The organism is Pedococcus sp. P3_C7 (assembly GCF_056402615.1).
In genome coordinates this window covers 33,992-59,303 of the sequence record NZ_JBFUHC010000012.1, presented here as the reverse complement: position 1 = coordinate 59,303, position 25,312 = coordinate 33,992, and the positions used below count along the sequence as shown (strand labels likewise).

Here is a 25,312-nt window from a genome sequence, read left to right as displayed (position 1 = left end):
GAGCAACCCCCAACCGAGCAACAACAGCAGGTATGCCGCGTGGCTGGCTCAGCCGCGCGGCACACCGCTTGTTCCGGCCAGCGCCAGCCGGCGGAACCCGTCCGTCAGACGGAGCTGCCCCGGCGCAAGGCGGCGCGGCGGCGTTCGTCGGTCGCGTCCGCCATCGCCCAGCGCACCGTCGACGTCGCCACCCCACCGAGGGGGCGCCCGACCAGCCGCTCGGTCACAGGCAGCCACGGCAGCCGCAACGGCTGCCTGGCCCACCGCGGGAGCATCGCCACGGCGCCCGCTGCCAACGCGGCATACCCGGGTCGGGCGGCCAGCGGCAGCGGTGGGTGGACGAGCAGGAACCGCGCCGCCTCACGAGCCGCTGCAGTCGACTCGAGCTCGGGCCGGTAGCCCTCGATGGTCGAGCGCAGCCCAGCCACGGTCGTCGGCGGGTCGACCACCCCGAGCGCGCTGGCGACGATGCCGCCCTGCTGCACGTAGAGGTCGGCCTCGGCAGCGCTCAGCGGCGACACGGCGTAGCGCTGGTAGGCGGTGAGGAAGCTGTCGGCCTCGGTCGCGTGCACCCACTTCAGCAGGTGCGGGTCGCCGGCGGAGTAGGGGCGACCGTCGGCCGCCTTGCCGCGCACCCGGTCGTGGATCGACCGGACCCGGGCGATCTGTTCCTCTGCGTGGTCGATGGTGCCGAAGGTCGTCGTGGCCAGGAACTCGCTGGTCCGCTGCAGCCGCCCCCACGGGTCGCCCTTGTAGCCCGAGTGCCCGGCGACGCCCGCCATGGCGAGCGGGTGCAGCGACTGCAGCAGGAGCGCCCGGATGCCGCCGGGGAACATCGCGGCGTCGGCGTGCACCCGCCAGATCGGGTCCTCCGGCGTGAACCAGCGCGGTCCCTCGGCTCCCCAGATGCGCTCGGCCTTGGCCTGGGCGTCACTGCCGGCGACCCTGGAGCGCAGCGCGTGGGCGAGCTGGCGCCGAGCCCCGTCGGCCATCGGCGCCAGCAGCGTCATCGCGATCGTCCGTTCCGGCGGCGGGGGAGCTGCTTGAGGCGTGCGGCCGGGGTGGGGAGGTCCGCCGGGCGGACGCGCTTGGACAGGTCGCTGTTGGCGATCAGCTCGGCCAGCGGGGTGGTGGAGGTGGGGTGGGCAGCGATGGGGTCGTCGGCCGAGAAGACCACCCACACCGGTTCGCTGTGGTCCGCCCGCGGGTCGAACGTCTTGAGCACGGTGCCCTCACGCACCGTCGCCGCGTGCTCGATCGCCCGGCGCCTGGCCCGTTGCCGGTCCAGTGCCGTCTGAGCGGCTTTCATCGCCGGCTCCTTGGCCTGCTGGGCCAGCACGACCACGTGGGGGCCGTACTTCACGCCCCACTTCACGAGGTTGCCGACGGCCTTGCCTTTGCTGGGCATGCTGCCTCCCTGACGTCTGGTCCGGCCTTCACCCTAATCTCGGGCCCCTGGTCCCGTGTCATGGGAGACGTACGGCGCGTGGACACTGTTCCCATGGACACTGCTCGCACCGACTACAGCGGCGACGGAATCTCCGAGGCCGACATCGCGCCCACGCCGTGGCAACAGGCCAGGCGCTGGGTCGACGAGGCGGTGGCGCGCTCGCAGGTCCAGGCCGACGTTCCCGAGCCGTACGCCCTCTCGGTCGCCACCGTCGACGCCGAGGGACGCCCCAACGTGCGGACCGTGTTGATGCGGTTCTTCGACGAGCGCGGTCCGGGGTTCGTCACCGGCACCGAGTCCACGAAGGGACTCGAGATCGCCGCCACCGGCGGGGTCGCCGCGGCGCTGACCTGGCCGGCGATGTTCCGGGCGATCCGGTTCCGAGGCGTGGCGCAGGAGGTCTCCCGCGAAGAGGTTGCCGGCTACTTCGGGTCACGGCCGTGGGCCTCTCGCATCTCCGCGTGGGCCTCGCGACAGTCCCAGCCGATCGAGGGTCGCGCCGGCCTCGAGCAGGCCTACGACAGGTATGCCGCGCAGTTCCCCGACCGAGGGAACGCGGACGACGTGCCCGTGCCCGAGTTCTGGGGCGGCTACCGCGTGCTCTGCGACGAGGTCGAGTTCTGGGGTGGCCGGCGCAACCGGCTGCACGACCGGCTCGTCTTCAGCAGGGTGGGGAAGGGTTCGCTGGACGACGCGGCCGCCTGGGCACTGTCCCGTCGCCAACCCTGACGTCCGCTGAACGGTGGTTGGGGCGGTCAGGTCGGGTGGGCCTCGGTCTGCACCTCGGTGTCGCCGTGGCCGGAGTTGGCGCCCTCGCTGGGCTCTCGCTCCTTGCGCCGCAACAGGAACGACGCCAGCGCCAGCAGGATGATCGTGCCCGTCAGCAGTCCCATGAGCCGCAGCGTGTCGGTGAACTCGGGCTTGCCCAGCAGGTCCGGCGCCTTGACCGACAGCACCACGATCTCCTTGATGGAGGCGATGATCCCGACGAGGAGGAAGGGCTCGGCCACGAGCTCGCGCCGGGACAGGGTGGTTCGCACGGCGAAGAGCAGCTCGACGACGATGAAGACGAGGAGCAGCAGGTCGAGGATGTCGGCGGCCACTTCCACGACCCCGCCGCTGCCGAGGTCCCCGAAGGTCAGCACGGTCTTGCCGATCACGACGGCGGCGATGGCGAACAGGACCACAGCCACGGCGAGGTAGATGACGTTCTCGACCCGCTCGATGGTCCGTTCGATCAAGTCCGTCATGACCGACATCCTGACCGACCTGCGCTGATCCGTCACTCGTCCGTCACTCGCAGGGCTACCGGTCCGTATGCCGGGATGGCCATTGCCGGATCCCGGGTCGCCGTCACACTTGTGAACTGAATCACACGCGCGCGCCAAAGATGCCGTTCGCGCGGTCCCAACCCCGACCGCCGAATCCCCTCAGGAGCCCCATGGCGCCCGCCAGCCACCCCGCGATCCACCCCGTCGTCGCCGACGTCACCGCCCGGGTGACCGACCGCAGCCGTGCCAGCCGCACGGCATACCTGCAACGCCTCTCCCGGGCCGCCTCCGAGCTGAGCCTGCGCCCGGCGCGCACCGACCTCGGTTGCTCCAACCTCGCCCACGCGGTCGCCGCGTGCGGCGGCAGCGACCGGACCACCATGGCTGCCGACACCGGCGTCAGCCTCGGGATCATCACGTCCTACAACGACATGCTCTCGGCGCACGCGCCGTTCGAGCACTACCCCGCCGCCATGAAGCAGACCGCCCGCGAGGTCGGGGCTGTGGCCCGCGTCGCCGGCGGTGTGCCCGCAATGTGTGACGGCATCACCCAGGGCCGCGCGGGCATGGAGCTCAGCCTCTTCAGCCGCGACGTCATCGCGATGTCGGCCGCCATCGCGCTCAGCCACGACGTGTTCGACGGCGTCCTCATGCTGGGCGTCTGCGACAAGATCGTCCCCGGGCTCGTGGCCGGCGCCCTGTCGTTCGGGCACCTGCCGACCGCCCTCGTGCCGGCCGGACCGATGGCGTCGGGCCGCTCCAACGCGGACAAGTCCGAGACCCGCAAGGCCTTCGCCGCCGGCGAGGTCGGGCGCGACGAGCTGCTCGCGAGCGAGGTGGCGTCCTACCACTCGCCGGGCACCTGCACCTTCTACGGCACCGCGAACTCCAACCAGATGCTCATGGACGTCATGGGCCTGCACCTGCCCGGGGCGGCGTTCGTCCACCCCGACGACCCGTTGCGCGAGGCGCTCACCGCGGCGACGACGGCCCGAGTCGCCGAGATCGCCGCGTCCGACGCGCCGTACGGCATCGGCCAGGTCGTGGACGAGAAGACGGTCGTCAACGGGGTCGTCGCCCTCCTGGCGACCGGCGGCTCGACCAACCACACGATGCACCTCATCTCGATGGCAGCCGCCGCGGGGATCGACCTGACGTGGGAGGACTTCGACGACCTGTCGGCTGCGGTTCCGTCCATCGCCCGGATCTACCCCAACGGCCCCGCCGACGTGAACCACTTCCATGCGGCCGGCGGCACGCCGTTCCTCGTGGGCACCCTGCTCGACCACGGCCTGCTCCACGAGGACGTGCTCACCGTGGCAGGGCCCGGGCTGCGGCGCTACACCCAGCGGCCGGTGTTGATCGGTGGTCAGCTCGGGTTCGTCGACGCGGCAACGGAATCCGGCGACCGGGACGTGCTGCGCCCGGCCAACGACCCGTTCACCGTCGACGGCGGGCTCCGTGTCCTCGGAGGCAGCCTGGGCCACGCGGTCATCAAGGTGTCGGCCGTGGCGGAGGAGCACCGGGTCATCGAGGCGCCGGCGCGCGTCTTCACCGACCAGGTCGGCTTCCTCCAGGCCTTCTCCCGGCGCGAGCTCGACCGCGACGTCATCGTCGTGATCCGCGAGCAGGGCCCCAGTGCCAACGGCATGCCTGAGCTGCACGCCCTGACCCCTTCGCTCGGAGTCCTCCAAAAGCGTGGGTATGCCGTGGCGCTGGTCACCGACGGCCGCATGAGCGGGGCGTCGGGAGCCATCCCGGCGGCCATCCACGTGACCCCCGAGTCGGTGCACGCCGGGCCGATCTCGAAGATCCAGGATGGCGACGTCATCAGGGTCGACTCGCTCACCGGCCGGTTGGACGTCCTCGTCGACGAGGACGAGTTCGCCGCCCGGGTCCCGTCCCCGCGGGTCAGCGCGGAGGGGGTCGGCACCGGGCGCGAGCTGTTCGCGTCCATGCGGGCCGCCGTCGGCCGCGCCGACGAGGGAGCCCACGTGTTCGGCAGCCTCGGTCACGTCTGGGACCGAAGCGACAATGCCCCGTTCGTCAGCCACGAGGAGAACCGATGACCACCGCCAACACCCTGACCGGCGCGAGCCCGGCGGCCGCGACCACGCGGGACGCGGCGCACGCGCCGGCCACCCCGACCACGCCGGTCCTGCACAGCGAGGCGGACATCCTCGACCTGGCCCCGGTCATCCCGGTGGTCGTGGTGGACTCCGTCGAGCAGGCGGTGCCGCTGGCGCGGGCGCTGGTGCGCGGCGGCATACCCGTCATCGAGATCACGCTGCGCAGCGAAGCCGGCCTCGGCGCGATAGAGGCGGTGGCCTCGCAGGTCGAGGGCATGGTCGTCGGCGCGGGCACGGTGGTCACGCCCGAGCAGGTGCAGCAGGTCAAGGACGCAGGGGCGCAGTTCCTGGTCACCCCGGGATCGCCGCCGCGCCTGCTCGACGCCGCGCTGGCCAGCGGCCTGCCGCTGCTGGCGGGTGCCGGCACCCTGACGGAGATGCTCGTCCTGGCCGAGGCCGGGCTCGAGGCGATGAAGTTCTTCCCGGCCGAGGCGAGCGGCGGGCGCCCCTATCTGTCTGCCGTGAGCGGGCCGTGTCCGCACCTGCGGTTCTGCCCGACGGGTGGGATCACGCCCGAGACGGCGGCCGCGTGGCTGGCGCTGCCGAACGTCGGCTGCGTCGGCGGGTCCTGGCTGACGCCGAAGGAAGCTGTGGCACAAGGGGACTGGGACCGCATCGAGGCCCTCGCCGCCGAGGCCGCGGCTCTCCGCCAGCCCTGACGCGCGGAAAACGAGTCGCAGGAGGGGGCGACTCGTTGCCAGCGGCCGGGCATGGAACAGCCCGCGGGCCTTGCCGTGCCGACAACGATCGGCTCGGCGTGCGCAGGGGACGACCTGCACGGCCCACGGGCTGCGGTGAACTGCTGGGGATTGCGCCGGATGGCGGACCTCGAGCAGTCGAGGTGCGCTAGCGCGCAGTCACCTCACGCGTCCAAATTGAAATCACTTCTTGGACCACCTCCCTTCCGTGTAGCTCGACGCTAATTCGGGAAGGTCGGCTGGTGCAACGGTTTTTAGGAAGGGAAATGCGCGCGGGTCAGACGGAGGTGACGACCTCGTCGTAGTCGAGGCGCGGCAGCCGGTCCATCCAGGCGCCCTCGGCGGGGCGACCGATGTTGACCACGGCGATCGTGCGGTGGGCGCCGTCAGGGAAGAACTCGCGGTCCACGCCGTCGGCGTCGAACCCGGTCATCGGGCCGGCAGCCAGGCCGGCCGCGCGGACGCCCAGGATGAAGTAGGCGACCTGCAGGGTGGCGTTGAGGGTGGCCGAACCCTCGCGCATCTCGTCGTTGCCCGCGAACAGGTCGCGCGCACCCTCGAAGTGCGGGAAGACCTTGCCGAGCTCGTCGTGGAAGTCGGTGTCGGCGGCCAGCACGGCGACCAGGGGAGCGGTCGACGTCTTCGCCTTGTTGTTGCCGCCCATCAGCTCGACCAGCCGGCCGCGCGCCTCGGGGGTCCGCACGAGGACGATCCGCAGCGGCTGGTTGTTCATCGAGGTGGGAGCCCACTTCACGAGGTCGTAGATGGCGCGCACCTGGTCCTCGGTGACGGGCTCGTCGGTGAAGGCGTTGGCGGTGCGGGCATCGCGGAACAGCAGGTCCTGAGCCTCGGGGGAGAGCTCGAGGTGGTCGACGAACTGGGCCTCGAGCTCGGTCAGGGAGTCATGGGTCTGGGTCATGGTCGTTGAACACTCAATTTCATGGTTGCATTCCTCAACCATGAAAGCGCAGGTCAGGCAGCAGGAAAGCAGTAAGCAGGCAGCAGGAACCGGCCCGCTCGGCGCCCACCATCCCGCGGGTCAGGCGTCGCGGTGCACCTTGTGCGGAGCGGCCTGGATGCGGGGCTTGATGACGAGCAGGTCGATGTTCACGTGGGCCGGGCGCCCGACCATCCAGCCGATCGCCTCGGCGATGTCCTGGGCCACCAGGGGCTCCGACACCCCTGAATAGACTGCGTCGGCCCGCGCCTGGTCCCCGCCGAACCGCGTCAGGGCGAACTCCTCCGTGCGCACCATCCCGGGTGCGATCTCCTCGACCCGGACCGGCTGGTCGACGAGCTCGAGCCGCAGCGTCTGGGTCAGGGCTGCGACCGCGTGCTTGGCGGCGACGTAACCCGAACCGCCCTCGTACGCCACGTGTCCGGCGATCGACCCGACGTTGACGATCGTCCCTGCGCCCGAGGCGATCAGGGCCGGCAGCAGCGCCTGGGTGACCTGCAGGGTGCCGATCACGTTGGACTCGAACATCCCGCGCCAGTCGGCGACCTCGGTGTCGGCGGCCGGGGCGAGCCCGAGCGCGCCACCCGCGTTGTTGACCAGCACGTCCAGGCGGTCGCCGACCTCCGCCGCCAGCCGCGCCACGTCGTCGGCCGACGTCACGTCGCAGACCACCGCGCGGCCGCCGATCTCGGACGCCAAGGCCTCGATCCGGTCGCGACGACGGGCCGCGCACACCACCCCGAACCCGTCGGCCGCCAGCTGCCGAGCGGTCGCCTCACCGATGCCGCTGCTGGCCCCGGTCACGACTGCGAGCTTGCTCATGCGGCACCTCCGGCGGGTCGAACTGCTGTGGGGTCGACGGCGATCCACGTCGCCTCGGCCTGCGCGAGCAGGCTTCCGTCCGCGGCATACAGGGCAGTCCCGCTCAGGTACTTGCGGCCCTCGCCGCCGCGCTGCCACGCCATGACCACGTACTCGTCGCCGGGGTTCGGCAGGGTCGACACCTGAGCGGTCATCGTGCCGAGCACCATCGGTCGGCCGGCGATCCCCGAGGCCCAGCCGCCGGGGCAGTCCAGCGCAGCCCACACCGTCTCGAGGTCGACGTCCGCGCCGGGGCGCCAGGCGGCGGCATACTCACCGTCGCCGCCCGCGACCCGAGCGGGCTGGAGCCGCAGGCCGTCGCCGGCCGCGCGACCCGTGCCGCACGAGAAGCAGGTGGGGAACGGGTGGGCGGCCAGTCCTTCATAGCCCTCGCCCGCCGTCGTGGCCTCGGCGAACGACACAGCAGCCGGTATGCCGCCCGCGTCCAGTTCCGCGGTCGTCGTCGCCTCCACGACGGGGTGCTCGCCGTCGTGGACCTCGAGCGTGCGGTGGCCCCCCATCGAACCCGTCTGCACCGTCAGCTCCCGATCGAGCGGGGGAGGGGTGCGCAGGCGCACGGTGACGGCTTCGTCGGGGCCGGGTTGGAGCAGGGCAGCCGCGTGCCCGCTGACCCAGCCTCCGTTGCCTGACTCGGGTGGGCCGCAGAAGCGGGCGGGCACGACGAATCTCATGGGCCCGAACCTACTCGTGGGGTCCCTGGGCGTGAGAAGTCAGGGGCGTCCGTCGTCGGAGCGCGTCAGAATGGCCGGGATGTCCGCACCCAAGCCACCCAAGCCACCCAAGCCTCGACCCGAGCTCGACACCGAGACCGCCTTCAGCCTGCGCGCGATCGCGGTGCCGGCCTACGGTCCCACCATCATCGTGGCGATCGGCAGCGGCGCGGTCGTCCCGATCGTCACGCTGAGTGCCCTCGACCTCGGGGCGACCCCGGCGATCGCCGCACTCACGGCCGGGCTGGCCCTGGTCGCCGAGCTCTTCTTCGCGGTGCCGGCCGGCGCGCTCGTCCACCGGGTCGGGGAGCGACGGGCGCTGCTGTGGGCGAGCGCGGTGGACGCGGTGGCGGCCTTCGTGGCACTGACCGCCCCGTCGCTCGGCGTGCTCATGGTGACGGTGTTCGCGATGGGGTTCACGTCGTCCGTGTTCCTGGTCGCACGGCAGGCCTACCTCATCGACGCGGTGCCGGTCTCCATGCGCGCTCGAGCCCTGTCGACCCTCGGCGGGGTGAACCGGATCGGGATGTTCATCGGGCCGTTCATCGGGGCGCCGATCATCCACCTGTGGGGGCCGCGCGCCGGGTTCGCGGTCGCGGTGGGGGCCGGCCTCGGGGCGGCGGCGCTGGTGTGGCTGGGTCCGGACCTCACGGCGGCGCACGAGGCGCAGGCCAGGGAGCTGCGCGACCGAGCGTCCGCCGGCGGAACTTCCACCGGCGGAACTCCCACCGGCACCGCAGCGGTGCTCTGGGACCACCGCAGGGTCTACCTGACCATCGGCCTGGGAGTCATGGTCATCGGCGCCGCACGCTCGGCCCGGCTCGTCCTGCTCCCGCTCTGGGCTGCGCACGTCGGCCTGTCCGCCAGCACCACGGCCGTCATCTTCGGCATCGTCGCCGGTGTCGAGATGCTGCTGTTCTACCCGGCAGGGTCGGTGATGGACCGGTTCGGCCGGATCTGGGTGGCCGTGCCGTGCGTCGTGCTGCTCGGGATCGGGATGATCGCCCTGCCCCTGACGCACAGCGCGCTGGCCGTCACGGCGGTCGCCCTCGTCGCCGCCGTGGGCAACGGCCTGGGATCGGGCATCGTGATGACCCTCGGCGCCGACAGCGCGCCGGAGGTCGGGCGGTCGCAGTTCCTGGGTGGCTGGCGCTTCGTGTCCGTCCTGGGCATGAGCGGGTCGCCGGCGCTGATCAGCCTCGTCACGGCGCAGGCGGGACTGGCGGCAGCCTGCCTCACCCTCGGCGGGCTGGCACTGGTCGGGACCGGCTGGCTGGGTTACTGGGTGCCGCGCTACGACCCGGTGCGCGGCGGCGCATCCCGCTGACGGCCGCAGGTGAGAGGCTTAGGCCTGTGACCGACCTGATCGACACCACCGAGATGTACCTCAAGACGATCTTCGAGCTCGAGGAAGAGGGCATCACGCCCCTGCGCGCTCGCATCGCCGAGCGTCTCGGGCACTCCGGGCCGACCGTCTCCCAGACCGTCGCGCGGATGGAGCGCGACGGTCTGCTCAGCCTGGCCGGCGACCGCCACCTCGAGCTGTCCGACCACGGCCGGCTTCTCGCCACCCGGGTCATGCGCAAGCACCGGCTGGCCGAGCGCCTCCTGGTCGACGTCATCGGCCTGGAGTGGGAGTACGTCCACGACGAGGCCTGCCGCTGGGAGCACGTGATGTCCGAGCGGGTCGAGCGCAAGATCCTCGCGATGCTCAAGGACCACCACGACTCGCCGTACGGCAACCCCATCCCCGGCCTCGACGAGCTGGGTGAGGAGGAACCGACCGAGGACTTCCGCTTCGGGCTGCGCACCCTGACCGAGCTGGCCGGCGACTCTCCCGAGACGGTCCTTGTTCGCCGCATCGGCGAGCCGGTCCAGGTCGACCACGAGGCGCTGAGCCTGCTCACCGTCGCGCGCCTGCTGCCCGGCGAGCGCGTGCGGGTGCACCGCGCCGACGGCCGCGTGGTGGCGGTCCGCGAGGGCGCGCCGGAGTCCACCGGTGTCTCGCTGCCCGACGAGGTGGCCCAGCACGTGTTTGGTGCGCTCATCTGAGCGCTTCGGCGTGTCCGGTCTTTGGTCAGTTCCGCGGTTCGTGAGCACGAGGGCGCAGGCGGACCAGACGTGGGCTTGGACTTTCTTGGGGCTGCCGTGACCTCAATGTGACATTCCCAGGCGGCTTGTGTACGGTGGCTGCGGTTCACTCGCCCCCTGGGTGGACCGGCTCGATGTGGAACGCCTAGTCCTGTCACCACGCCCGAGTCATCAGTACAAACCGCTTGGCAGGAGCGGGGGACCCAACTTTGGGCCTTCTCTTCACGAGATGGTCCTTGGGGTTAAGTCTCCACGCACGCGCCCGCAAGGTCGGGCGACAACCGTGGAGGCCGGGTGATCTACCTCCACCCGAACCCGACAGCTCACCTCGTAGGCGCCGGAGGTTCATCCATCGTGGCTTCACACAGTTCTGGCCGCCACCGCGCGCCGGGTCGCTTCAATCCCGTTTCCGAGTTGTCGGACATCGTGGCCAGCGCCGCGCAGCCCGCAGTCAAGACCTCTGCGGTCATCGCCGCTTCCGGTGGTCTCGTCGCCTCGTTCGCCCTTCCCGCCTCTGCCGCCTCGGCCAGCCCGTCCTCGGTGGCCAAGAGCGCCACTGTCACCGCGCCCGTCGCGGTGCAGGCGCCCGAGACCGCAGCCCCGACGGCGACCAACACCTTCGGTGTCATCGGCTTCAAGGCGACCGCCAAGCCCAAGCCCGTCGTCGTGCCTGTCGCGGCGGCCCGCACGAGCGACCGCACCGCGAGCCGCTCGACGGCCCGCAAGGACTTCACCAGCCTGAAGCCGGCTGCCGGTGGCGTGCTCGGCATCGCGGCCCAGTACGAAGGCCTGATGTACTCCTACGGCGGCACCAGCCCGTCGACCGGCTTCGACTGCTCCGGCTTCACGCAGTACGTCTTCGGCAAGGTCGGCATCAGCCTGCCGCGCACCGCCGACGCCCAGCGCGCAGCCACCACCCGCGTCTCGAACCCGCAGCCGGGTGACCTCGTGTTCTTCGGCAGCCCCGCCTACCACGTGGGCATCTACGCCGGGAACGGCAAGATGTGGGACTCCCCGCGCAGCGGCCAGGCCGTCGCGCTGCGTTCCATCTGGTCCTCGAACGTCACCTACGGTCGCCCCTGACCTGAGGTTGGCCACAGCGCCAAGCCACGGTCCGCAGGCCCCCTCCCGCTTCGGCGGGKGGGGGCCKGCGGCGTCCGTCCCCAACCAGTCCCCACCAGTCGCCACCCGTCCAACCCAGTCCCGCCCCAGTCCGAGGTATGCCGCGGGGCCGACCGTGGTGTGCCGCGGGGCCGACCGTGCGGCATACCTCGGGTTGCGCGGTCGTGTGAGGATGGACGGATGAACGACGCACACCCGACCAACGCCCTCCACCCGCACGCCGTGGAGATCGATGTCTGGGCGGACGTGGTCTGCCCGTGGTGCTACATCGGCAAGCGACGGCTGGAGATGGCGATCGCCGAGAGTGCGCACCCGGCCGAGGTCACCGTGACCTACCACGCCTTCGAGCTCGACCACCACGTCGCGCACGGCAAGGGGGAGACGGTCCTCGCGTGGTTGGCGCAGCGGTACGGCACCGACCTGGCAGGGGCTCGTGAGATCGCCGAGCGACCTGCCGTGATGGGGCGTCCCGACGGGGTGGAGATCGTCGTCGACAAGCAGCTGCGAGCGAACTCGTTCGACGCGCACCGCCTGATCGCGCTCGGCCTGGCCCAGGGTGGCCCGGCGCTGCAGGCTGCGGTGCTCGAACGCTTCTACAGCGCCCACTTCACCGAGGGCAGGCTGATCGACGACATCGAGACCCTGCAGCGCCKCGGCGCCGAGGCAGGGCTCGACGGGCGTCGCGTGTCGGCGGTGCTCGCCAGCGACGAGTTCGCCGACCACGTGCGCGCCGACGAAGAGGCTGCCACCGACATCGGTGTCTCCGGGGTGCCGTTCTTCATGGCCAACCGGCGGGTGGCCCTCTCCGGCGCCCACTCGCCCGAAGTCATCGGCCAGCTGATCGAAGCCGCTCTCAACGGCGACCACGAGGCGATGAGCGCCGGGGCCTGACGAGGCGGGTGGTCCCGCTCAGTCGGCGAGGGCTGCCTCGAAGGAGGCCAGCGTCGCTCGGCTGAACAGCACGAACCGCACGAGCTCGATCGGCTGGTCGTCCCCGCGCTGGTGACCTTCCGGTGGCTCGTCCCGCTCGCCCTGGAGGCTCGCGCGCACGACGTCGACCGCGATCCGCGCCACCTCCACCGGGTCCCAGCCGTAGACACCCGCGCTGACCGCCGGGAACGCGATGCTGCGGGCACCCACCTCACGGGCGACCTCGAGGCTGCGGCTGAAGCAGGATGCCAGCAGCGCCGGGTCGGTCTGCCCGCGATGCCGGTTCGGGCCGACGGTGTGGATCACCCATCGGGCGGGCAGGTCGCCCGCGGTCGTCGCCACGGCGTCCCCCACGTCGAGCCCGCCCCGGTGGGTGGTGTTGCGCACCCGCCGACATGCTTCGAGCAGTCGTGGCCCCGCCGCCGCGTGGATCGCGCCGTCCACCCCACCCCCGCCGAGCAGCATCGAGTTCGCGGCGTTGACGATGGCGTCGACCCGCTCGGTCGTGATGTCGCCCAGGACGGCTTCGATGGTGACCACCCACCCACGGTATGCCGCGCGACCAGCCTGACGGCAGAGTGCGCCTAGGGGTTGACCGCGAGGAAGACGAACGCGGCGAGCAGCACGAGGTGGACCCCACCTTGCAGCCGCGTCGCGCGACCGGGGACCACGGTGAGCACACTCACGACCACGGTCAGGGCCAGCAGCACCATCTGGGTCGGGCCGAGGCCCAGGACCAGCGGACCGTCGAGCCAGATCGAGGCGATCGCGATGGCCGGGATGGTCAGCCCGATGCTGGCCATGGCCGATCCGAGCGCGAGGTTGAGGCTGGTCTGGATGCGGTTGCCGCGGGCGGCGCGGGCGGCGGCGAGGGTTTCGGGCAGCAGCACCAGGAGGGCGATGACGACGCCGACGAACGACTGAGGAAAGCCTGCCGCTGCCACGGCCGACTCGATGGCCGGGGACTCGACCTTGGCCAGACCGACGACCGCGACGAGCGACACGAGCAGCAGCCCGAGACTCTGCAGGGTCTCGCGGTCGCTGGGCGGGTCGGCGTGCTCGTCCTCGAGTGGTTTGCCGTCGTGGGCCACGGGCAGGAAGAAGTCGCGGTGCCGTCTCGTCTGCGTCGACACGAACATCCCGTAGAGCGCGAGCGAGATGACCGCAGCGAAGGCGAGCTGAGAGCTCGAGAACTCCGGACCGGGCGCGCTCGTCGTGAACGTCGGCACCACCATCGTCATGACGGCCAGCGTGGTCACGGTGGCCAGGGCCGCCCCCGTGCCCTCGGCGTTGAAGGAGATGAGGCGGTACCTCACCGCACCGAGGAACAGCGACAGCCCGACGATGCCGTTGCACGTGATCATGACCGCGGCGAAGACGGTGTCGCGGGCCAGGGACTCGGTGTCCTTGCCGCCACTGATCATCAGCGTGACGATCAGCGCCACCTCGATGATCGTGACGGCCACGGCCAGGACGAGCGAGCCGAACGGTTCGCCGACGCGGTGGGCGACCACCTCTGCGTGGTGAACCGCTGCCAGGACGGCGGCGGCGAGGGTCACTGCGACGACCAGGACGGGCAGGGTGCCGAGGTGTCGGCCCCACGTGAGCACGAGGGCGAGGATGGCTGTCAGCGGCGCGAGGGTGGTCCAGGTCAGAAAACTGCTCAGGGATTCGGTCCTGGTCGTTTTCGCGGCCATGCCCCATTCTCACAGGTGAGCGGCGCCGACTCCCAATCGCCGGCTCCCAATCGCCGGCTCCCAATCGCCGACTCCCCATCGCCGACTGCCGATCGCCGAGTCGCAGTCGCTACGGTCGACCCATGACCTTCTCGATCGTCGGCCAGGTGGGTGAGGGCTTCGGCGTGGCCGTCGCGAGCAAGTTCCCCTTCGTCGGGGCAGTCGTCCCGCAGGCCCGCCTGGGCGTCGGAGCCGTGGCCACGCAGGCGATGGCCAGGGTGGGTTACCGGGCCGTGGCGTTGGACGCCCTCGCCGACGGGGCGTCCGCCGACGAGGCGGTCGTTGCATGCACCTCCTCCGATGCGGACCGCGCCCACCGCCAGCTCGGGGTCGTGGGTGTCGACACGCAGGCGACGTGGACGGGTGACTCGTGCATGAACTGGGCGGGCGGCGTCAGTGGTCGCGAGAGCAGCGGCGGCTATGCCATCCAGGGCAACATCCTCACCGGTCCCGACGTCGTGGCGGCGATGGAAGCCGCGTGGCTCGGATCCGCCGGCGCCTCCCTCACCGACCGCCTCGTCGAGGCGCTGTTGGCCGGCGACGCCGCGGGTGGCGACTCACGGGGTCGCCAGGGCGCTGCCCTGTATGCCGTGCTGCCAGGCGCGGGGTACGACCACTGCGGGGTCCTCGCCGACCTCCGGGTCGATGACCACCCGGAGGCTCCCCGGGAGCTGGCCCGGCTGTTGCGACTGAACGACCTCGTCTTCGGTGGCCCCGAGCTCGTGCTGCGCTGGTCCGACGGGTCCGACGGGTCCGACAGGTCCGACGAGTCCGGCGGCTCCGGCTCGGGTGAGGCCAGCACGGTGGCTGACGAGGTAGGCCGGAGGCTGGCGCTGCTCGGCCACCACGGCGAGGTGACGCAGGCCCTGGCCGCCTGGGCCGGCGAGGCCAACTACGAGATGCGGCTCAGCCCCGACGGGATCGACTCCAAGGTGCTGGCCGCCCTGCGCGACGCCACCGGATCCACGACCGGCTAGTCCTACTCGGGCTAGGCCGGGTCCACCTGGTCGGGTTCGGCGGTCCCGGTGCCGCCGCCATTGGCCTGCCGCCGGCGACGTTCGCGCTCCTCGGCCTCGAGCCGCTCGCGCTCCATCCGTTGGCGCTTGGCTTCCTTCAGCTGCGCCTCCGCACGCTCCCGCACCTGCCGCAGGAACGCAGCGTCGTCATCCGGGTTGGTCGCGACGAACCGGCCAGGTCGCTCGTACTCCGGGTACGCCGCGCCGGTGTTGCCCTTGTAGGGCAGGCTCCGCGCCGGTCCCTGCGGTCGTCCGGCCACGAGCCAGGCCACGGCGCCGACCACCGACGTCACCAGCACGATGAAGATCCAGGTCACCTTCGGCAGGTTCCGGATCCGCGACTCATCGGTCATGATCACGTCGAAGAGGCAATACATCCACAACGCCGTCCCGAGGATCCCCAATCCAAGTTCTGCTCGAATCACGCCAAGAAGCGTGGCACAACGAAGCAATTCGGATGGGCTGATTACCCAGAATCTCCCGCCCGTTCCCGCCCGACGTCAGCGCTTGAGCAGGCGGGCTTCCCAGGGGCGGAGGGGGGCTGTGGGCGACGCGGGGTCACCCAGGTTGCCGAGCAGCAGGGCCGCGCCGGACCATCGGTCGAGGTCGGTGACCGCGCTGGTCAGGTCGAGGTCGTCCCCGGAGAAGTTGGCGAGGACCAGCAGGTCGGTGCCCGCGTGGGAGCGGGTGAAGGCGTAGAGGGCCGTGTGGTCCGGCGCGATCATCGTGAAGTCGCCGTGGGCGATGGCCGGCTCGGTGTGGCGCAGCTCGATCAGGCGTCGGTAGTGGTGGAACACAGAGCCATCGTCGGCCACCGCGGCGGCCGCGTTGATCTCCGTGTAGTTGGGGTTCGTTGCGGCCCAAGGCTTTCCGGTCGTGAAGCCGGCGTTGGTGCTGTCGTCCCACTGCATGGGGGAGCGGGCATTGTCGCGGCTCCCGAGCCGCAGGTTGACGAGGATCTCCTCGACGTCACCCCCAGCGCCGGTCGCCAACCGGAAGTAGTTGACCGACTCGATGTCGAGGAAGTCGTCGGCCGTCGCGAACGGCACGTTGGTCATGCCGAGCTCTTCGCCCTGGTAGACGTAGGGCGTGCCTCGGTGCAGGTGCAGCACAGTCCCGAGAAGCTTGGCGGAGGCGACTCGGTGTTCTGGAGCGTCGGAGCCAAACCGTGACACCGCCCGAGGCTGGTCGTGGTTGTTCCAGTAGAGCGAGTTCCAGCCGACCTCCGCGAGACCCTCCTGCCAGCGACCGAGGGAGGTCTTGAGGTCGCGCAGGTCGACCCGGCTGCGGTCCCACTTGTGCGCACCGATGTCGAGTCCCACGTGCTCGAACTGGAACACCATGTCCACCTCGTGACGCGAGGGGTCGGTGTAGAGGATCGCGTCCTCGACCGTGACCCCGGGCATCTCGCCGACGGTGAGCAGCTTCTCCGCCCGGCCCTCGAAGACGGACTTGTGCATCTCCTGGAGGAACTCGTGGATCCGGGGCCCGTTGAGGAAGTGCGGTGTGCCGTCGCCGAGCTCGGGGTAGCCGGGCAGCGGCTCCCCATCGGGCAGCGACGTCACCTTCGAGATCATGTTGATGACATCCATGCGGAACCCGTCGATGCCGCGATCGAGCCACCAGCGCATCATCGCGTAGACCGCTTCGCGGACCTCCGGGTTCTCCCAGTTGAGGTCGGGCTGCTTGCGGCTGAACAGGTGCAGGTAGTACTCGCCGGTCGCCTCGTCCAGCTCCCAGGCGGGTCCGCTGAAGAACGACTCCCAGTTGTTCGGCGCTTCGCCATCGCCCGTGCGCCACCAGTACCAGTCGCGCTTCGGGTTCTCCTTGCTGGAACGGGATTCCACGAACCACGGGTGCTCGTCGGACGTGTGGTTCACGACGAGGTCCATGACGATCCGGATGCCGCGGGCGTGCGCCTGCTCGATCAGCGAGTCCACGTCAGCGAGGGTGCCGAACGTCGGGTCGATGTCCTGGTAGTCGGCGATGTCGTAGCCGTTGTCGTCCTGGGGGCTCGTGTAGATCGGGGACAGCCACACGACGTCGACACCGAGCTGCTCGAGGTAGTCGAGTCGGTTGATGATGCCCGGGACGTCACCGATGCCGTCACCGTTGGAGTCCTGGAAGCTGCGGGGATAGATCTGGTAGACGACGGCTTCGCGGAACCACTGGTCATCGGTCATGGCGTGAGTCTTTCGACCCGCACCCCCCTCGGCAAGCGCAGCAGTGATCCGGACGCGCCAGGCTCATGTCCGTTTTACGAAGGTGACTCGTTTGCGACCGGTGCCCTCGCGCAGGACGCGGTGGTGGTAGCCGGGGTCGTGGATCCGCTTGTGGTGGTAGCCGCAGAGAGGGACGGCCAGGTCGAGGTCCGTCCGTCCGCCGGTCGCCCACGGATCCTCGTGATGATGCTCGGTCCACGCGTAGGGCCGATCGCAGTCGTCGGCGGCACAGGAGTCGTAGGTCAGGGCGAGCGCGACCCGTTGCGCCTCGGTGAAGAATCGTTGCGACCGGCCGAGATCGAGGAGTTGGGACTCCCCGCCGAGGACCGCTGGCACGATCCCCGCGCCGCAGGCCAGTCTGCGGGCCTCGGAGGCGGAGACGTCGTGGCCGGTGTCGAGGTGAGCCGCCCCGACCGAGGCCTTGAGCTTGTCGTGGTCCAGCGTGACCAGGATCGTCGCGTTGACCTTGCCCGACAGGTGGTCGGTGGGCAGGTGCTCCAGCAGCTCGACGAACGCCCGCCCGTACTTCTGCGACCAGCCCAGCTCCTCGGCCCGGAACGCGTCCCACGTCGCCTCCGCGGTCTCGGCGGCGGTCAGGTCAGCGCCGGCCTCGAGGGCCTGGGCCTTCGCGTCCCGCGCCGCGCGCTGGGCGAACCGGCGGGGCGAGGCGAGCTGCTGGACGACCTTCTTCAGGATCTGGCCGGCCAGGGTGGGCACGGTGAAGTGCCCCGTCATGGTGCCGTCGTGGTTGTCGTGCATGGTCAGCTTGGTCGCCGCGAGGGCGCGCTCCTCCTCGGAGCGAAGGATCGAATCCTCGTGGGCGTCGACCTCGGCCTGGTGCCGTTGGGCTGCCTCGAGGGCCCGTCGTGCCTTCTTGCGCAACGCAACCGGGTCGACTCGTCTTGCCACTGCGACGAGCGACTGCTCGATCGCGACTCGCTCCGTCTCGTCGAGGCCCGAGGGCAGCTGCTCCGTCGCGCGCGCAATGACATGGGCATGCTCGGTCGACAACTGACCCTCGCTCAGCGCCGCCTTGGTCGCGGGCAGCCCCTCGTCGAGAGCGGTGGCCAGCCGCACGTCCTTGGCTGCTGCCGCCCCGTCGCGTCGAGAACGCGCCGCCAGCCAGGCAGCCGTGCCCGTCATCCCCGCGTCCCCGGCCACGTCGGCTTTGTCGACGACCGCCACCAGTGACAGCTTCATGGCCTGGAGGCGGGTCACCGCCCGCTCGAGGTCGTCGATCAGGGTCGACGCCTCTTGCCCCGACAGCTCTTCGACACCATCGCACCGGTCCAGCACCGAGTGGAGCTGACGCACTCCATCGGCCGCCGACAAGGGCGGCGACGGGTGGAGGGGGGCGATGGCCATACCTGACTCTATTCGAACACCTGTTCGAATGTCAACCAGGGTATGGCTAGGAACCTGAGGGTTGCTGAGTGCCCTGGGGCGGCTCCGCGGCCGCGGCGATCAGGTGGGTGAGGCTGTCGCGCATGGCTTCGAGCTCACCGATGCTCATGCCGAGGCGGTCGATGATCGCCGGCGGGATGCGTTCGGCCCGCTTGCGGGCGGCCGCGCCCTTCCTGGTGAGGGAGACCGCCAGGGCGCGGTCGTCGAGGGGGTCGCGGTCGCGGCTGACCATGCCGCTGGCTTCGAGGCGCTTGAGCAGTGGTGAGAGCGTCGCCGGCTCCAGGCTGAGGCGTTGGGCGAGGTCGCTGACGCGCAGCGGTGAGTCCTCCCAGAGGGCCAGCATGACGAGGTACTGCGGATGGGTCAGGCCCATGGGCTCGAGCAGTGGCCGGTAGAGCGCGATCACGTTGCGCGACGCGACCGCCAGGGCGAAGCAGACCTGCCGGTCGAGCTTGAGCAGGTCGACCGGTGTGGTGGTCGCGGGGGCAGCGCGGGTGGTCACGATTTCGAGTCTAGGGGATCGGGGGCTATCGTTAGTGCACAGGTAGTTAGGGCACTAACAAATGTCCGAGACCAGGCCGAGCCCATACGGGGCACGTGCACCGAGGCAATGGGGAGTGAGCAATGAGTCGCAAGGCTGACCGTGAGGGACTGACGCTGGGCTATCGGATCGCCTACCGCGTCAAGGTGCTCGGCATGCACCTGTACGGGCCGGCGCAGCTGGGCGAGGCCGAGGACCCGCACCGCCGGCTCGAGCGCAAGCGGGCCGCCAAGGTCGCCGCGGCCCGTCGGGCTCGCGAGCTGCGGGAGCCCGGCGGGACCAGCCAGGCTTGACCAGTCAGGCCTGACCAGCCGGCCCGCAGCAGCCAGGTCCAACCGCTCAGTAGCAGCCGGTGACGGTCGCCGCGAGCATGTCGATGTTCTGGCGCAGGACCGTCGTCGACGTGGGCTTTCCGTTGACGACGAAGGCAAAGGCCTTGACTCGCCCGTCCGTGCCGACGGTCCAGCCACTCAGCGCGACCGCGTCGCTCAGGGTGCCGGTCTTGGCGTGGACCTTGCCGACGGCGCACTTCGAGGTCGACGCGGTGAACCGTCCCCAGGACGCCCGCAGGGTGCCCGTCTGACCAGAGACCGGCAGGCCGGCGTTGCTGCGCAGGAGGGCGAAGGGGGTCGCGTTGGCGGGTTCGAACACGTTGGTCACGAGTCGTGCGAGCTGCAACCCGGTGAGGCGGTCGCTGCGCGACAGTCCCGACCCGTCATAGAGCGCGTTGGCGGACAGGCCCTCGCTCCGAAGCCGGGCCGTCTGCGCCGACCTCGCCGCGGTCCACGTCTTGCCGTAGCCCAGCTTGATGCCGACCAGGCGGTGCAGCGCCTCGGCGTGCTCGTTGTCGGACTCGAGCATCATCCGCGACACGATCTGGCTGACGGTCTGCCCGGCCGAGGTGGCCAGCACCGGGTTGGTCGCCGTCGCGGTGCCACGGCCGATCCGGGTGACCGTGAGGCCGTAGGTCTTGAGCTTGGCCGCGAACAGGTTGGCCGCGTCGATGCTGCTGTCGGTGACCTGCCGCCCGTCGACGACCAGGGCCCGCAGCCACGTGGTGTCTGCCGGGATGTACGTCGAACGCCACCCCGTCGCCAGGGTGGGCGCCGCGAAGAGGGTGTCGTCGGCATACAGCCGGACGCGCAGCTGTCCACGCGCCTTCATGGCGGCCGCCGTGGTCTTCGCGAGGGCCGTGAGCTGCGCCGACGAGAAGGCGGGGTCGCCCGAGCCGATGAGGATGACCTGGTCCGCCTGCGAGCCGCGCTTGACCTTCGTCGTGAACCGGTACGACGCGCCGAAGACCCGCAGCGCGTCAGTGGCGGTCACCCACTTGGTCGTGGAGGCGGGCATGTAGCCGGTGCCGCCGTTCTTGCTCCACACGACCTTGCCGCTCGCGGCGTCGATGACGGCACCGGTGAACGACGTGCCGAAGCGCGTTGTCGTGACCCGCGCCTGCAGCTTCGTCGCGATCCGGGTGTCCGCCGCGGTCGCGACGTAGGTGGTGGTGGCGGTCGGCACGGCGGCGTCGGCACTGCCGGTCGTCGCCAGGACGGGCGCGGCGCCGAGCGCACTGGCCAGCGCGGCGATCGTGAGTCGGCGGAAGGTCACGGAGCGGGGGCGTGAGGTCATGCCGGTCCTAAGGAACTGGTCTGCCTCGGCCGGCGACGGTTGGGGCAGGTGGGGCTGCGGGGGATGGGGCGAAGGTACGCCCGCCCGCAGCCCAGTGGGGGCTTTCAACCGATATTCACAGCGTTTCTGCCCGTTCACCTGAGTTGGATGTGCCTGTATGCCGCGTGGCCCGGTCAGCGCGCACGATCCGCGGTCCGCGGGGTCGTGACCCGCGGACCGTGGGCTCGGTGAACCATTTGCCACGGCTGGTCACGGCTGGTAGGCAGGGTGCGCCCCGGCAGAGATCCGGAGCCAGAAACGAAACTGGAGTGTGGTACCCGATGAGGTTGGCCCAGCGCGTTCGCAGGCGGATCCGCAAGACCGTGACCGTGGCCCGGTACGGCACGACCAACCCGACCCGGGAGTCCACCGCGGCTCCCCGGGTCGCGCCGGAGTCGACCCCCAAGTCCCTCAGCGGGGTCGACTACGAGGGTGCGTGGGACAGCTACGCCAAGACCTGGCGGGAACGGTTCCCCGATGCCACGTTCCTCGGCGACGAGTGGCAGGGAACCGAGGCTGGGGCGGCGGAGAACATCGATGCGTACATCGAGCTGATCGAGCGTGTGTTCATCACCCCGTACGTCGAGTCGTCCGACAACGTCCTCGAGATCGGCGTGGGCGGCGGTCGCACCGCCCTCCTGTTGCGCGAGCACGCGGCGCACGTGACGTGTGCGGACATCTCCGCCGACATGCTCCGGGCCACCCGTGAGCGGCTCGGCGACGACCGGATGTCCTACGTGAAGCTCGACGGGCGCACGCTCGAGGGCATCCCGGAAGCCAGCATCGACCTCCTGTTCTGCTTCGACACGCTGGTCCACGTGGAGCCACGCGACATCTTCAACTACCTCGTGCGCATCCCCGTCCTGATGCGCGGACGTCGGCTGGTGCTCCTGCACCACGGCAACATGCTCACTGACCGCGGTTGGCAGCGCTTCGTGCGCGAGTACCAGCACAACCTCATGGGTCGCAGTGGCTCAGCGTTCTCGGTGATGACCGACAGCATCATGCAGCGATTCCTCGACCACCTCGGCTACGAAGTCCTGCTCAAGGACACCACGTCGGTGCCTCGGGACTGTGTCTGGCTGGTGCGGGCACCCGAGCCGTCCGTGTCGGCCGAGTCCCTCTCCTCGACGACCACCGCGGAACGGGCCTGAGGCAGGGGCGGGTCTGCCGGAGGAGTACCGCCGGCGCCCGCGCCGTCAGACGTCGACGACGAGCCGGACCGTCGTGGTCGTGCCGAGCTCGAGCCCCTCGGCCCGGCGCACGGCGTCCTTGAGCGGCACGATGTAGCGGCCGTCCTTGGGCCAGAGCGAGGTCTTCCAGCCCGTGTCGCCGATCCGGACCTGGACCGGGATCATCCCCCAGCCGTAGCTCACCAACCCGGCCGTCGCGTCGAGCGCATCGCAGAGCTCCTCTGGCACTGTGACGAAGTGGAACGGCGACGGACCCTTCCAGAACCAGATCTCACCGCTGAACTCCATCTCCATGCGGCACAGGATAGGAGCGCGGGGGTCGCTGGGAGTCTCGTCCCGGAGCTCGCGTTGCCGTCGCGCCGCGCGAGGTGGACGATCGGGGCCAATGCCCACGGCCCGGCTGCACCGCGGTGTGGGGCGGCTACCCGACGACGGAGGTCCCCGTCATGAGGCGATCAGGATTCTGGGCGTGGGGGTTGGCGTGGCTCGTGTGCCTCTGTGCCCCGCCGACGCTGGGCATGGTCTGGGACCAGGTCGGGTATCCCACCTCGGACGCCCTCGGGAGCCTGGTGGCGATCGGCGCGGGTGTGGCCACGCTCGCGTGGGGGTTCCTGCTGGGTCGCCTCGGTGAGTGGTTGGTGCTGCTGGGCTCGGTAGTGGTGGGGGCCGTGGTGTTGACGGTCCTGGGGGAGATCAGCCTCAAGCTGACCTACCGCGGAGACCCGTCCGGCCCGGGTGTGGCCTTGGTCTTCTACGTCGTCCAGCTCGGACTCGTGCTGGCGGTGGCTGGTCTGGTCGGCATGGTCGTCCGGCGACTTCGACAGGGGAGCAGCTGAGGCTCAGCCGGGCTCGTTGCGTTCTGGACCCAGCGGTGCGCGATCTTCCTGTCCAGTAAGGAGTCATCGCAGAGTCATCCCAGGTGGAGGACCGAGGCGACCACCGGCCATTCGGCGGCCGCGAGGTTCGCATGGCCTGCGATCGAGGGATGACGAAGGTCCTCGCCGTAGTCCTCGACCTGCATCGCCATCCGCGCGGCCGCGCCGCCGTCGGTGTGGCACTGGCGGATGCCCCGGCACGCCTGGGCCAGCTGGGCCTCGTATGCCGCGAGCAGGCCCGTCACGCGCGCGACCTCAGCGTGGTTGACGGTGCGGTTCGCCGAGAAGAGCTTGCAGGGCCTCGTTCCGATGACGGCCGGGGGCGTGTTCGGCAGGGTCATGATGGCTGCCGCATAGCCTGCCGGCCTGCCGGGGTCGCCGATCAGCAGGACGCTGGTCTCGGGCGAGGCCTCGACGATCATCTGCACGGCCTGCCTTACGGACGCGCGAAATTCGGGGTAGTGCTCTGGATCGGTACCGTCGCAACGCAGGTCATTGCCCACGATCTGCACGACCACGAGGGACGGGTAGGGCAGCCGCGCGAGGCCCGCAGTCGCCTGGTCGACGAGCGTCTCGGCCGTGACCGCATTCCGGGCTGAGCTGACCACGTTGCCGCTCGTCTCGGGTCTGGCTTCGAGCAGGCGCTGATAGACGCTGCGAACTGCCGGGTTGGATCCGGTGGCCCAGGAGTTCGCCGCAGTGTCCGTCGCGGGGCTCTTGGGGTCCGACTGGAAGCCGGTCAGCCCGGAGTGCCCGATCGCCATGACTCCAATGGGGTGGTCGGGGCGTCCAGTGGCGGTGGCAGTGGCAGGAGGCGCGGAGGAAGCGGTGGAATGGCCGATGGGTGAGGTGGCGGTCGACGGCGATTTCGCATCGCCCCCGCAGGCCACCACGGCGGCGAGCAGCGCGACAGCCCCCGCCACGACGCGCCACCGTCGGTCCATGACCACGAGTGTTCCCCTGAGGAAGCTTCCTGTCACTGGCAGCTGGGTGGACGGGGCCGTCCTTGTGTCACGTCCGGCACAGACGCCGCGAATGGGCGTGAGCACCATGGAGGCATGGGCACCCATTCCCCGACCAGCGGCGCGGGAACCGCGTACATTGGCCGTTCGTCAACAAGGACAGCGAGCCGGGCCATCGGCACTGCGGAGGAGACGAACCGTCATGACCGACACACAGCCAGGACCGCTCCAGCCCCCGACCGCGCAGGGGGCCACCCTGACGCTGACCGCGCCCACTGCGCCGGCTCCGGTCCAGGCCACAGCTGCCCCCAGGATGGCGCCGGCTGTCGACGCCGCCGCCCTGCCGGCCCTGGACGCCAAGGTCGACGCCTACCTCGAGGCACTGCTGTCCGAGGCCCCCAGGTCGCCGGGGTTCGCCGCCAAGTCGGCCGATGTGCGAACGATGGGCGACGGCGACATCCGCCAGGCTGCCGAGACCTCGAACCGCCTGCTCAAGGCCCCGGTGAAGGCACTCCAGGAGGGCGGTCTCGCCGAGGGCTCCACGGTCGGCGCGACCCTGCTCGAGCTGCGCCGGACGATCGAGGACCTCGACCCGAAGGAGGCGACGGGCGCCCGCAAGCTGCTCGGCATGGTCCCCTTCGGCGACAAGGTCGCCGACTACTTCCGCAAGTACCAGTCGGCGCAGAGCCATCTGGACGGCATCCTCCACTCCCTGCGCGACGGCCAGGACGAGCTGGGCAAGGACAACGCCGCCCTGAACCTGGAGAAGCAGCTGCTGTGGGACTCCATGGCCCGGCTCAACCAGTACGTCTACGTCGCCGAGCGGCTCGACGCCCACCTCGCCGCTCGCATCGCCGACCTCGAGGCGACGGACCCCGACAAGGCGACCGCGCTTCGCGACGACGTGCTGTTCTACGTCCGCCAGAAGCACCAGGACCTGCTCACCCAGCTGGCCGTCTCGATCCAGAACTACCTGGCCATCGACGTCGTCATCAAGAACAACATCGAGCTGATCAAGGGCGTCGACCGGGCGTCGACGACGACCGTGTCAGCTCTGCGGACCGCGGTCATCGTGGCGCAGGCCCTGAGCAACCAGAAGCTCGTGCTCGAGCAGATCTCGGCCCTCAACACCACGACCTCCGGCATGATCGAGCGCACCAGCGAGATGCTGCGCGACAACTCCGTGCGCATCCAGGAGCAGGCCGCCTCGGCCACCATCGGCCTGCCCCAGCTGCAGGCGGCGTTCCAGAACATCTACGTCACGATGGATGCCATCGACACCTTCAAGGTGCAGGCCCTGGACACCATGGCCGCCACGATCGGCACGCTCGAGACCGAGGTCGGGAAGTCGCGGTCGTACCTCGACCGGGTCGAGCGCCAGGACCAACAGGTTGCGCACGGCTCGTTGGACCTGGGCAATTCGGTGGGTGCACGACGCTGAGAGGTGGCGTGGG

27 protein-coding genes and 1 riboswitch are annotated in these 25,312 nt (G+C 70.5%); of the genes, 12 read left to right on the top strand and 15 right to left on the bottom strand.

The annotated features are described in order from the left end of the window. Positions 1–104 precede the first annotated feature (104 nt). Both AC1DS4_RS17070 and AC1DS4_RS17065 read right to left on the bottom strand, forming a co-directional pair. Positions 105–1,010, bottom strand: a complete 906-nt coding sequence (locus AC1DS4_RS17070) for an oxygenase MpaB family protein (protein ID WP_477633470.1) — start codon at positions 1,008–1,010, stop codon at positions 105–107. Continuing rightward, complete coding sequence (locus AC1DS4_RS17065) at positions 1,007–1,408, bottom strand: hypothetical protein (protein WP_477633471.1); 402 nt, start codon at positions 1,406–1,408, stop codon at positions 1,007–1,009. The genes AC1DS4_RS17070 and AC1DS4_RS17065 overlap by 4 nt, the downstream gene beginning before the upstream one ends. 93 nt (positions 1,409–1,501) lie before the next feature. On the opposite strand from AC1DS4_RS17065, the gene pdxH reads away from it, so the two are divergent. Beyond that, positions 1,502–2,179: a pyridoxamine 5'-phosphate oxidase gene (gene pdxH, locus AC1DS4_RS17060; RefSeq protein WP_477633472.1), complete on the top strand. Its 678-nt coding sequence runs from the start codon at positions 1,502–1,504 to the stop codon at positions 2,177–2,179. Between the two features lie 26 nt (positions 2,180–2,205). Here the strand turns inward: pdxH and AC1DS4_RS17055 are convergent, their stop codons facing one another. Next, positions 2,206–2,700, bottom strand: coding sequence for a phosphate-starvation-inducible PsiE family protein (locus tag AC1DS4_RS17055; RefSeq protein WP_477633473.1), 495 nt, complete (start codon positions 2,698–2,700; stop codon positions 2,206–2,208). A 191-nt stretch (positions 2,701–2,891) separates the two neighbouring features. On the opposite strand from AC1DS4_RS17055, the gene edd reads away from it, so the two are divergent. After that, positions 2,892–4,790 carry a phosphogluconate dehydratase gene (gene edd, locus AC1DS4_RS17050; RefSeq protein ID WP_477633474.1) on the top strand — a complete coding sequence of 633 codons (1,899 nt, stop codon included), beginning with the start codon at positions 2,892–2,894 and terminating at the stop codon, positions 4,788–4,790. Then, the gene (eda, locus tag AC1DS4_RS17045; protein ID WP_477633475.1) at positions 4,787–5,509 is read left to right on the top strand and encodes a bifunctional 4-hydroxy-2-oxoglutarate aldolase/2-dehydro-3-deoxy-phosphogluconate aldolase; all 723 of its coding nucleotides are present in this window, start codon (positions 4,787–4,789) and stop codon (positions 5,507–5,509) included. The genes edd and eda overlap by 4 nt, the downstream gene beginning before the upstream one ends. A gap of 316 nt (positions 5,510–5,825) precedes the next feature. On the opposite strand, the gene AC1DS4_RS17040 is transcribed toward eda, so the two are convergent. The 3 genes from AC1DS4_RS17040 to AC1DS4_RS17030 form a co-directional block, all read right to left on the bottom strand. Further along, positions 5,826–6,467 (bottom strand): malonic semialdehyde reductase, encoded by a 642-nt coding sequence (locus tag AC1DS4_RS17040; protein WP_477615790.1) that lies wholly within the window; start codon positions 6,465–6,467, stop codon positions 5,826–5,828. Positions 6,468–6,587: 120 nt separating this feature from the next. Then, the gene (locus tag AC1DS4_RS17035; protein WP_477633476.1) at positions 6,588–7,328 is read right to left on the bottom strand and encodes an SDR family NAD(P)-dependent oxidoreductase; all 741 of its coding nucleotides are present in this window, start codon (positions 7,326–7,328) and stop codon (positions 6,588–6,590) included. Then, positions 7,325–8,059, bottom strand: coding sequence for a hypothetical protein (locus AC1DS4_RS17030; RefSeq protein WP_477633477.1), 735 nt, complete (start codon positions 8,057–8,059; stop codon positions 7,325–7,327). Before AC1DS4_RS17030 ends, AC1DS4_RS17035 begins: the two co-directional genes overlap by 4 nt. A gap of 79 nt (positions 8,060–8,138) precedes the next feature. On the opposite strand from AC1DS4_RS17030, the gene AC1DS4_RS17025 reads away from it, so the two are divergent. The 4 genes from AC1DS4_RS17025 (at position 8,139) to AC1DS4_RS17010 (ending at position 12,202) form a co-directional block, all read left to right on the top strand. Then, positions 8,139–9,425, top strand: coding sequence for an MFS transporter (locus AC1DS4_RS17025; RefSeq protein WP_477633478.1), 1,287 nt, complete (start codon positions 8,139–8,141; stop codon positions 9,423–9,425). Positions 9,426–9,451: 26 nt separating this feature from the next. Continuing rightward, positions 9,452–10,150, top strand: coding sequence for an iron-dependent transcriptional repressor DtxR (locus AC1DS4_RS17020; protein WP_477633479.1), 699 nt, complete (start codon positions 9,452–9,454; stop codon positions 10,148–10,150). A 189-nt stretch (positions 10,151–10,339) separates the two neighbouring features. Continuing rightward, a riboswitch (cyclic di-AMP (ydaO/yuaA leader) is annotated at positions 10,340–10,541 on the top strand. Positions 10,542–10,603: 62 nt separating this feature from the next. Beyond that, entirely contained in the window at positions 10,604–11,272 is a 669-nt protein-coding gene (locus AC1DS4_RS17015) for a C40 family peptidase (RefSeq protein ID WP_477633480.1), read from the top strand. Between the two features lie 219 nt (positions 11,273–11,491). Then, on the top strand, positions 11,492–12,202 hold the full coding sequence (locus AC1DS4_RS17010; RefSeq protein ID WP_477646081.1) for a DsbA family oxidoreductase: 711 nt from the start codon (positions 11,492–11,494) through the stop codon (positions 12,200–12,202). An 18-nt stretch (positions 12,203–12,220) separates the two neighbouring features. Here the strand turns inward: AC1DS4_RS17010 and AC1DS4_RS17005 are convergent, their stop codons facing one another. Beyond that, positions 12,221–12,781 carry an O-acetyl-ADP-ribose deacetylase gene (locus AC1DS4_RS17005; RefSeq protein WP_477615783.1) on the bottom strand — a complete coding sequence of 187 codons (561 nt, stop codon included), beginning with the start codon at positions 12,779–12,781 and terminating at the stop codon, positions 12,221–12,223. A gap of 44 nt (positions 12,782–12,825) precedes the next feature. Continuing rightward, positions 12,826–13,938, bottom strand: coding sequence for a calcium:cation antiporter (locus AC1DS4_RS17000; protein ID WP_477633482.1), 1,113 nt, complete (start codon positions 13,936–13,938; stop codon positions 12,826–12,828). A gap of 122 nt (positions 13,939–14,060) precedes the next feature. Between AC1DS4_RS17000 and AC1DS4_RS16995 the strand changes: the two genes are divergently transcribed. Then, positions 14,061–14,954 (top strand): DUF1028 domain-containing protein, encoded by an 894-nt coding sequence (locus AC1DS4_RS16995; protein WP_477615781.1) that lies wholly within the window; start codon positions 14,061–14,063, stop codon positions 14,952–14,954. 11 nt (positions 14,955–14,965) lie between these two features. Here AC1DS4_RS16995 and AC1DS4_RS16990 read toward each other — a convergent pair whose 3' ends face one another. From AC1DS4_RS16990 to AC1DS4_RS16975, 4 genes are all read right to left on the bottom strand, one after another. Continuing rightward, positions 14,966–15,370 (bottom strand): PLD nuclease N-terminal domain-containing protein, encoded by a 405-nt coding sequence (locus tag AC1DS4_RS16990; RefSeq protein WP_477615877.1) that lies wholly within the window; start codon positions 15,368–15,370, stop codon positions 14,966–14,968. A 123-nt stretch (positions 15,371–15,493) separates the two neighbouring features. After that, complete coding sequence (locus AC1DS4_RS16985) at positions 15,494–17,176, bottom strand: alpha-glucosidase (protein WP_477633483.1); 1,683 nt, start codon at positions 17,174–17,176, stop codon at positions 15,494–15,496. 63 nt (positions 17,177–17,239) lie between these two features. Then, positions 17,240–18,580 carry an HNH endonuclease signature motif containing protein gene (locus AC1DS4_RS16980; RefSeq protein WP_477615779.1) on the bottom strand — a complete coding sequence of 447 codons (1,341 nt, stop codon included), beginning with the start codon at positions 18,578–18,580 and terminating at the stop codon, positions 17,240–17,242. A gap of 46 nt (positions 18,581–18,626) precedes the next feature. Further along, the gene (locus AC1DS4_RS16975) at positions 18,627–19,121 is read right to left on the bottom strand and encodes a MarR family winged helix-turn-helix transcriptional regulator (protein ID WP_477633484.1); all 495 of its coding nucleotides are present in this window, start codon (positions 19,119–19,121) and stop codon (positions 18,627–18,629) included. Positions 19,122–19,243: 122 nt separating this feature from the next. Here AC1DS4_RS16975 and AC1DS4_RS16970 point away from each other — a divergent pair, with 122 nt between their 5' ends. After that, the gene (locus tag AC1DS4_RS16970) at positions 19,244–19,453 is read left to right on the top strand and encodes a hypothetical protein (RefSeq protein WP_477633485.1); all 210 of its coding nucleotides are present in this window, start codon (positions 19,244–19,246) and stop codon (positions 19,451–19,453) included. A gap of 46 nt (positions 19,454–19,499) precedes the next feature. Here AC1DS4_RS16970 and AC1DS4_RS16965 read toward each other — a convergent pair whose 3' ends face one another. Continuing rightward, the gene (locus AC1DS4_RS16965; protein WP_477633486.1) at positions 19,500–20,789 is read right to left on the bottom strand and encodes a D-alanyl-D-alanine carboxypeptidase/D-alanyl-D-alanine-endopeptidase; all 1,290 of its coding nucleotides are present in this window, start codon (positions 20,787–20,789) and stop codon (positions 19,500–19,502) included. A 320-nt stretch (positions 20,790–21,109) separates the two neighbouring features. On the opposite strand from AC1DS4_RS16965, the gene AC1DS4_RS16960 reads away from it, so the two are divergent. Further along, positions 21,110–21,982, top strand: a complete 873-nt coding sequence (locus AC1DS4_RS16960; protein WP_477633487.1) for a class I SAM-dependent methyltransferase — start codon at positions 21,110–21,112, stop codon at positions 21,980–21,982. A gap of 45 nt (positions 21,983–22,027) precedes the next feature. On the opposite strand, the gene AC1DS4_RS16955 is transcribed toward AC1DS4_RS16960, so the two are convergent. Beyond that, complete coding sequence (locus tag AC1DS4_RS16955; RefSeq protein WP_477633488.1) at positions 22,028–22,315, bottom strand: DUF1905 domain-containing protein; 288 nt, start codon at positions 22,313–22,315, stop codon at positions 22,028–22,030. A 152-nt stretch (positions 22,316–22,467) separates the two neighbouring features. Here AC1DS4_RS16955 and AC1DS4_RS16950 point away from each other — a divergent pair, with 152 nt between their 5' ends. Continuing rightward, positions 22,468–22,857, top strand: a complete 390-nt coding sequence (locus tag AC1DS4_RS16950) for a hypothetical protein (RefSeq protein WP_477633489.1) — start codon at positions 22,468–22,470, stop codon at positions 22,855–22,857. Between the two features lie 74 nt (positions 22,858–22,931). On the opposite strand, the gene AC1DS4_RS16945 is transcribed toward AC1DS4_RS16950, so the two are convergent. After that, a complete protein-coding gene (locus AC1DS4_RS16945; protein ID WP_477633490.1) occupies positions 22,932–23,840 on the bottom strand; it encodes an SGNH/GDSL hydrolase family protein in 909 nt (302 codons plus the stop codon). Positions 23,841–24,060: 220 nt separating this feature from the next. Between AC1DS4_RS16945 and AC1DS4_RS16940 the strand changes: the two genes are divergently transcribed. Continuing rightward, entirely contained in the window at positions 24,061–25,299 is a 1,239-nt protein-coding gene (locus AC1DS4_RS16940; protein ID WP_477633491.1) for a toxic anion resistance protein, read from the top strand. Positions 25,300–25,312: the final 13 nt, after the last annotated feature.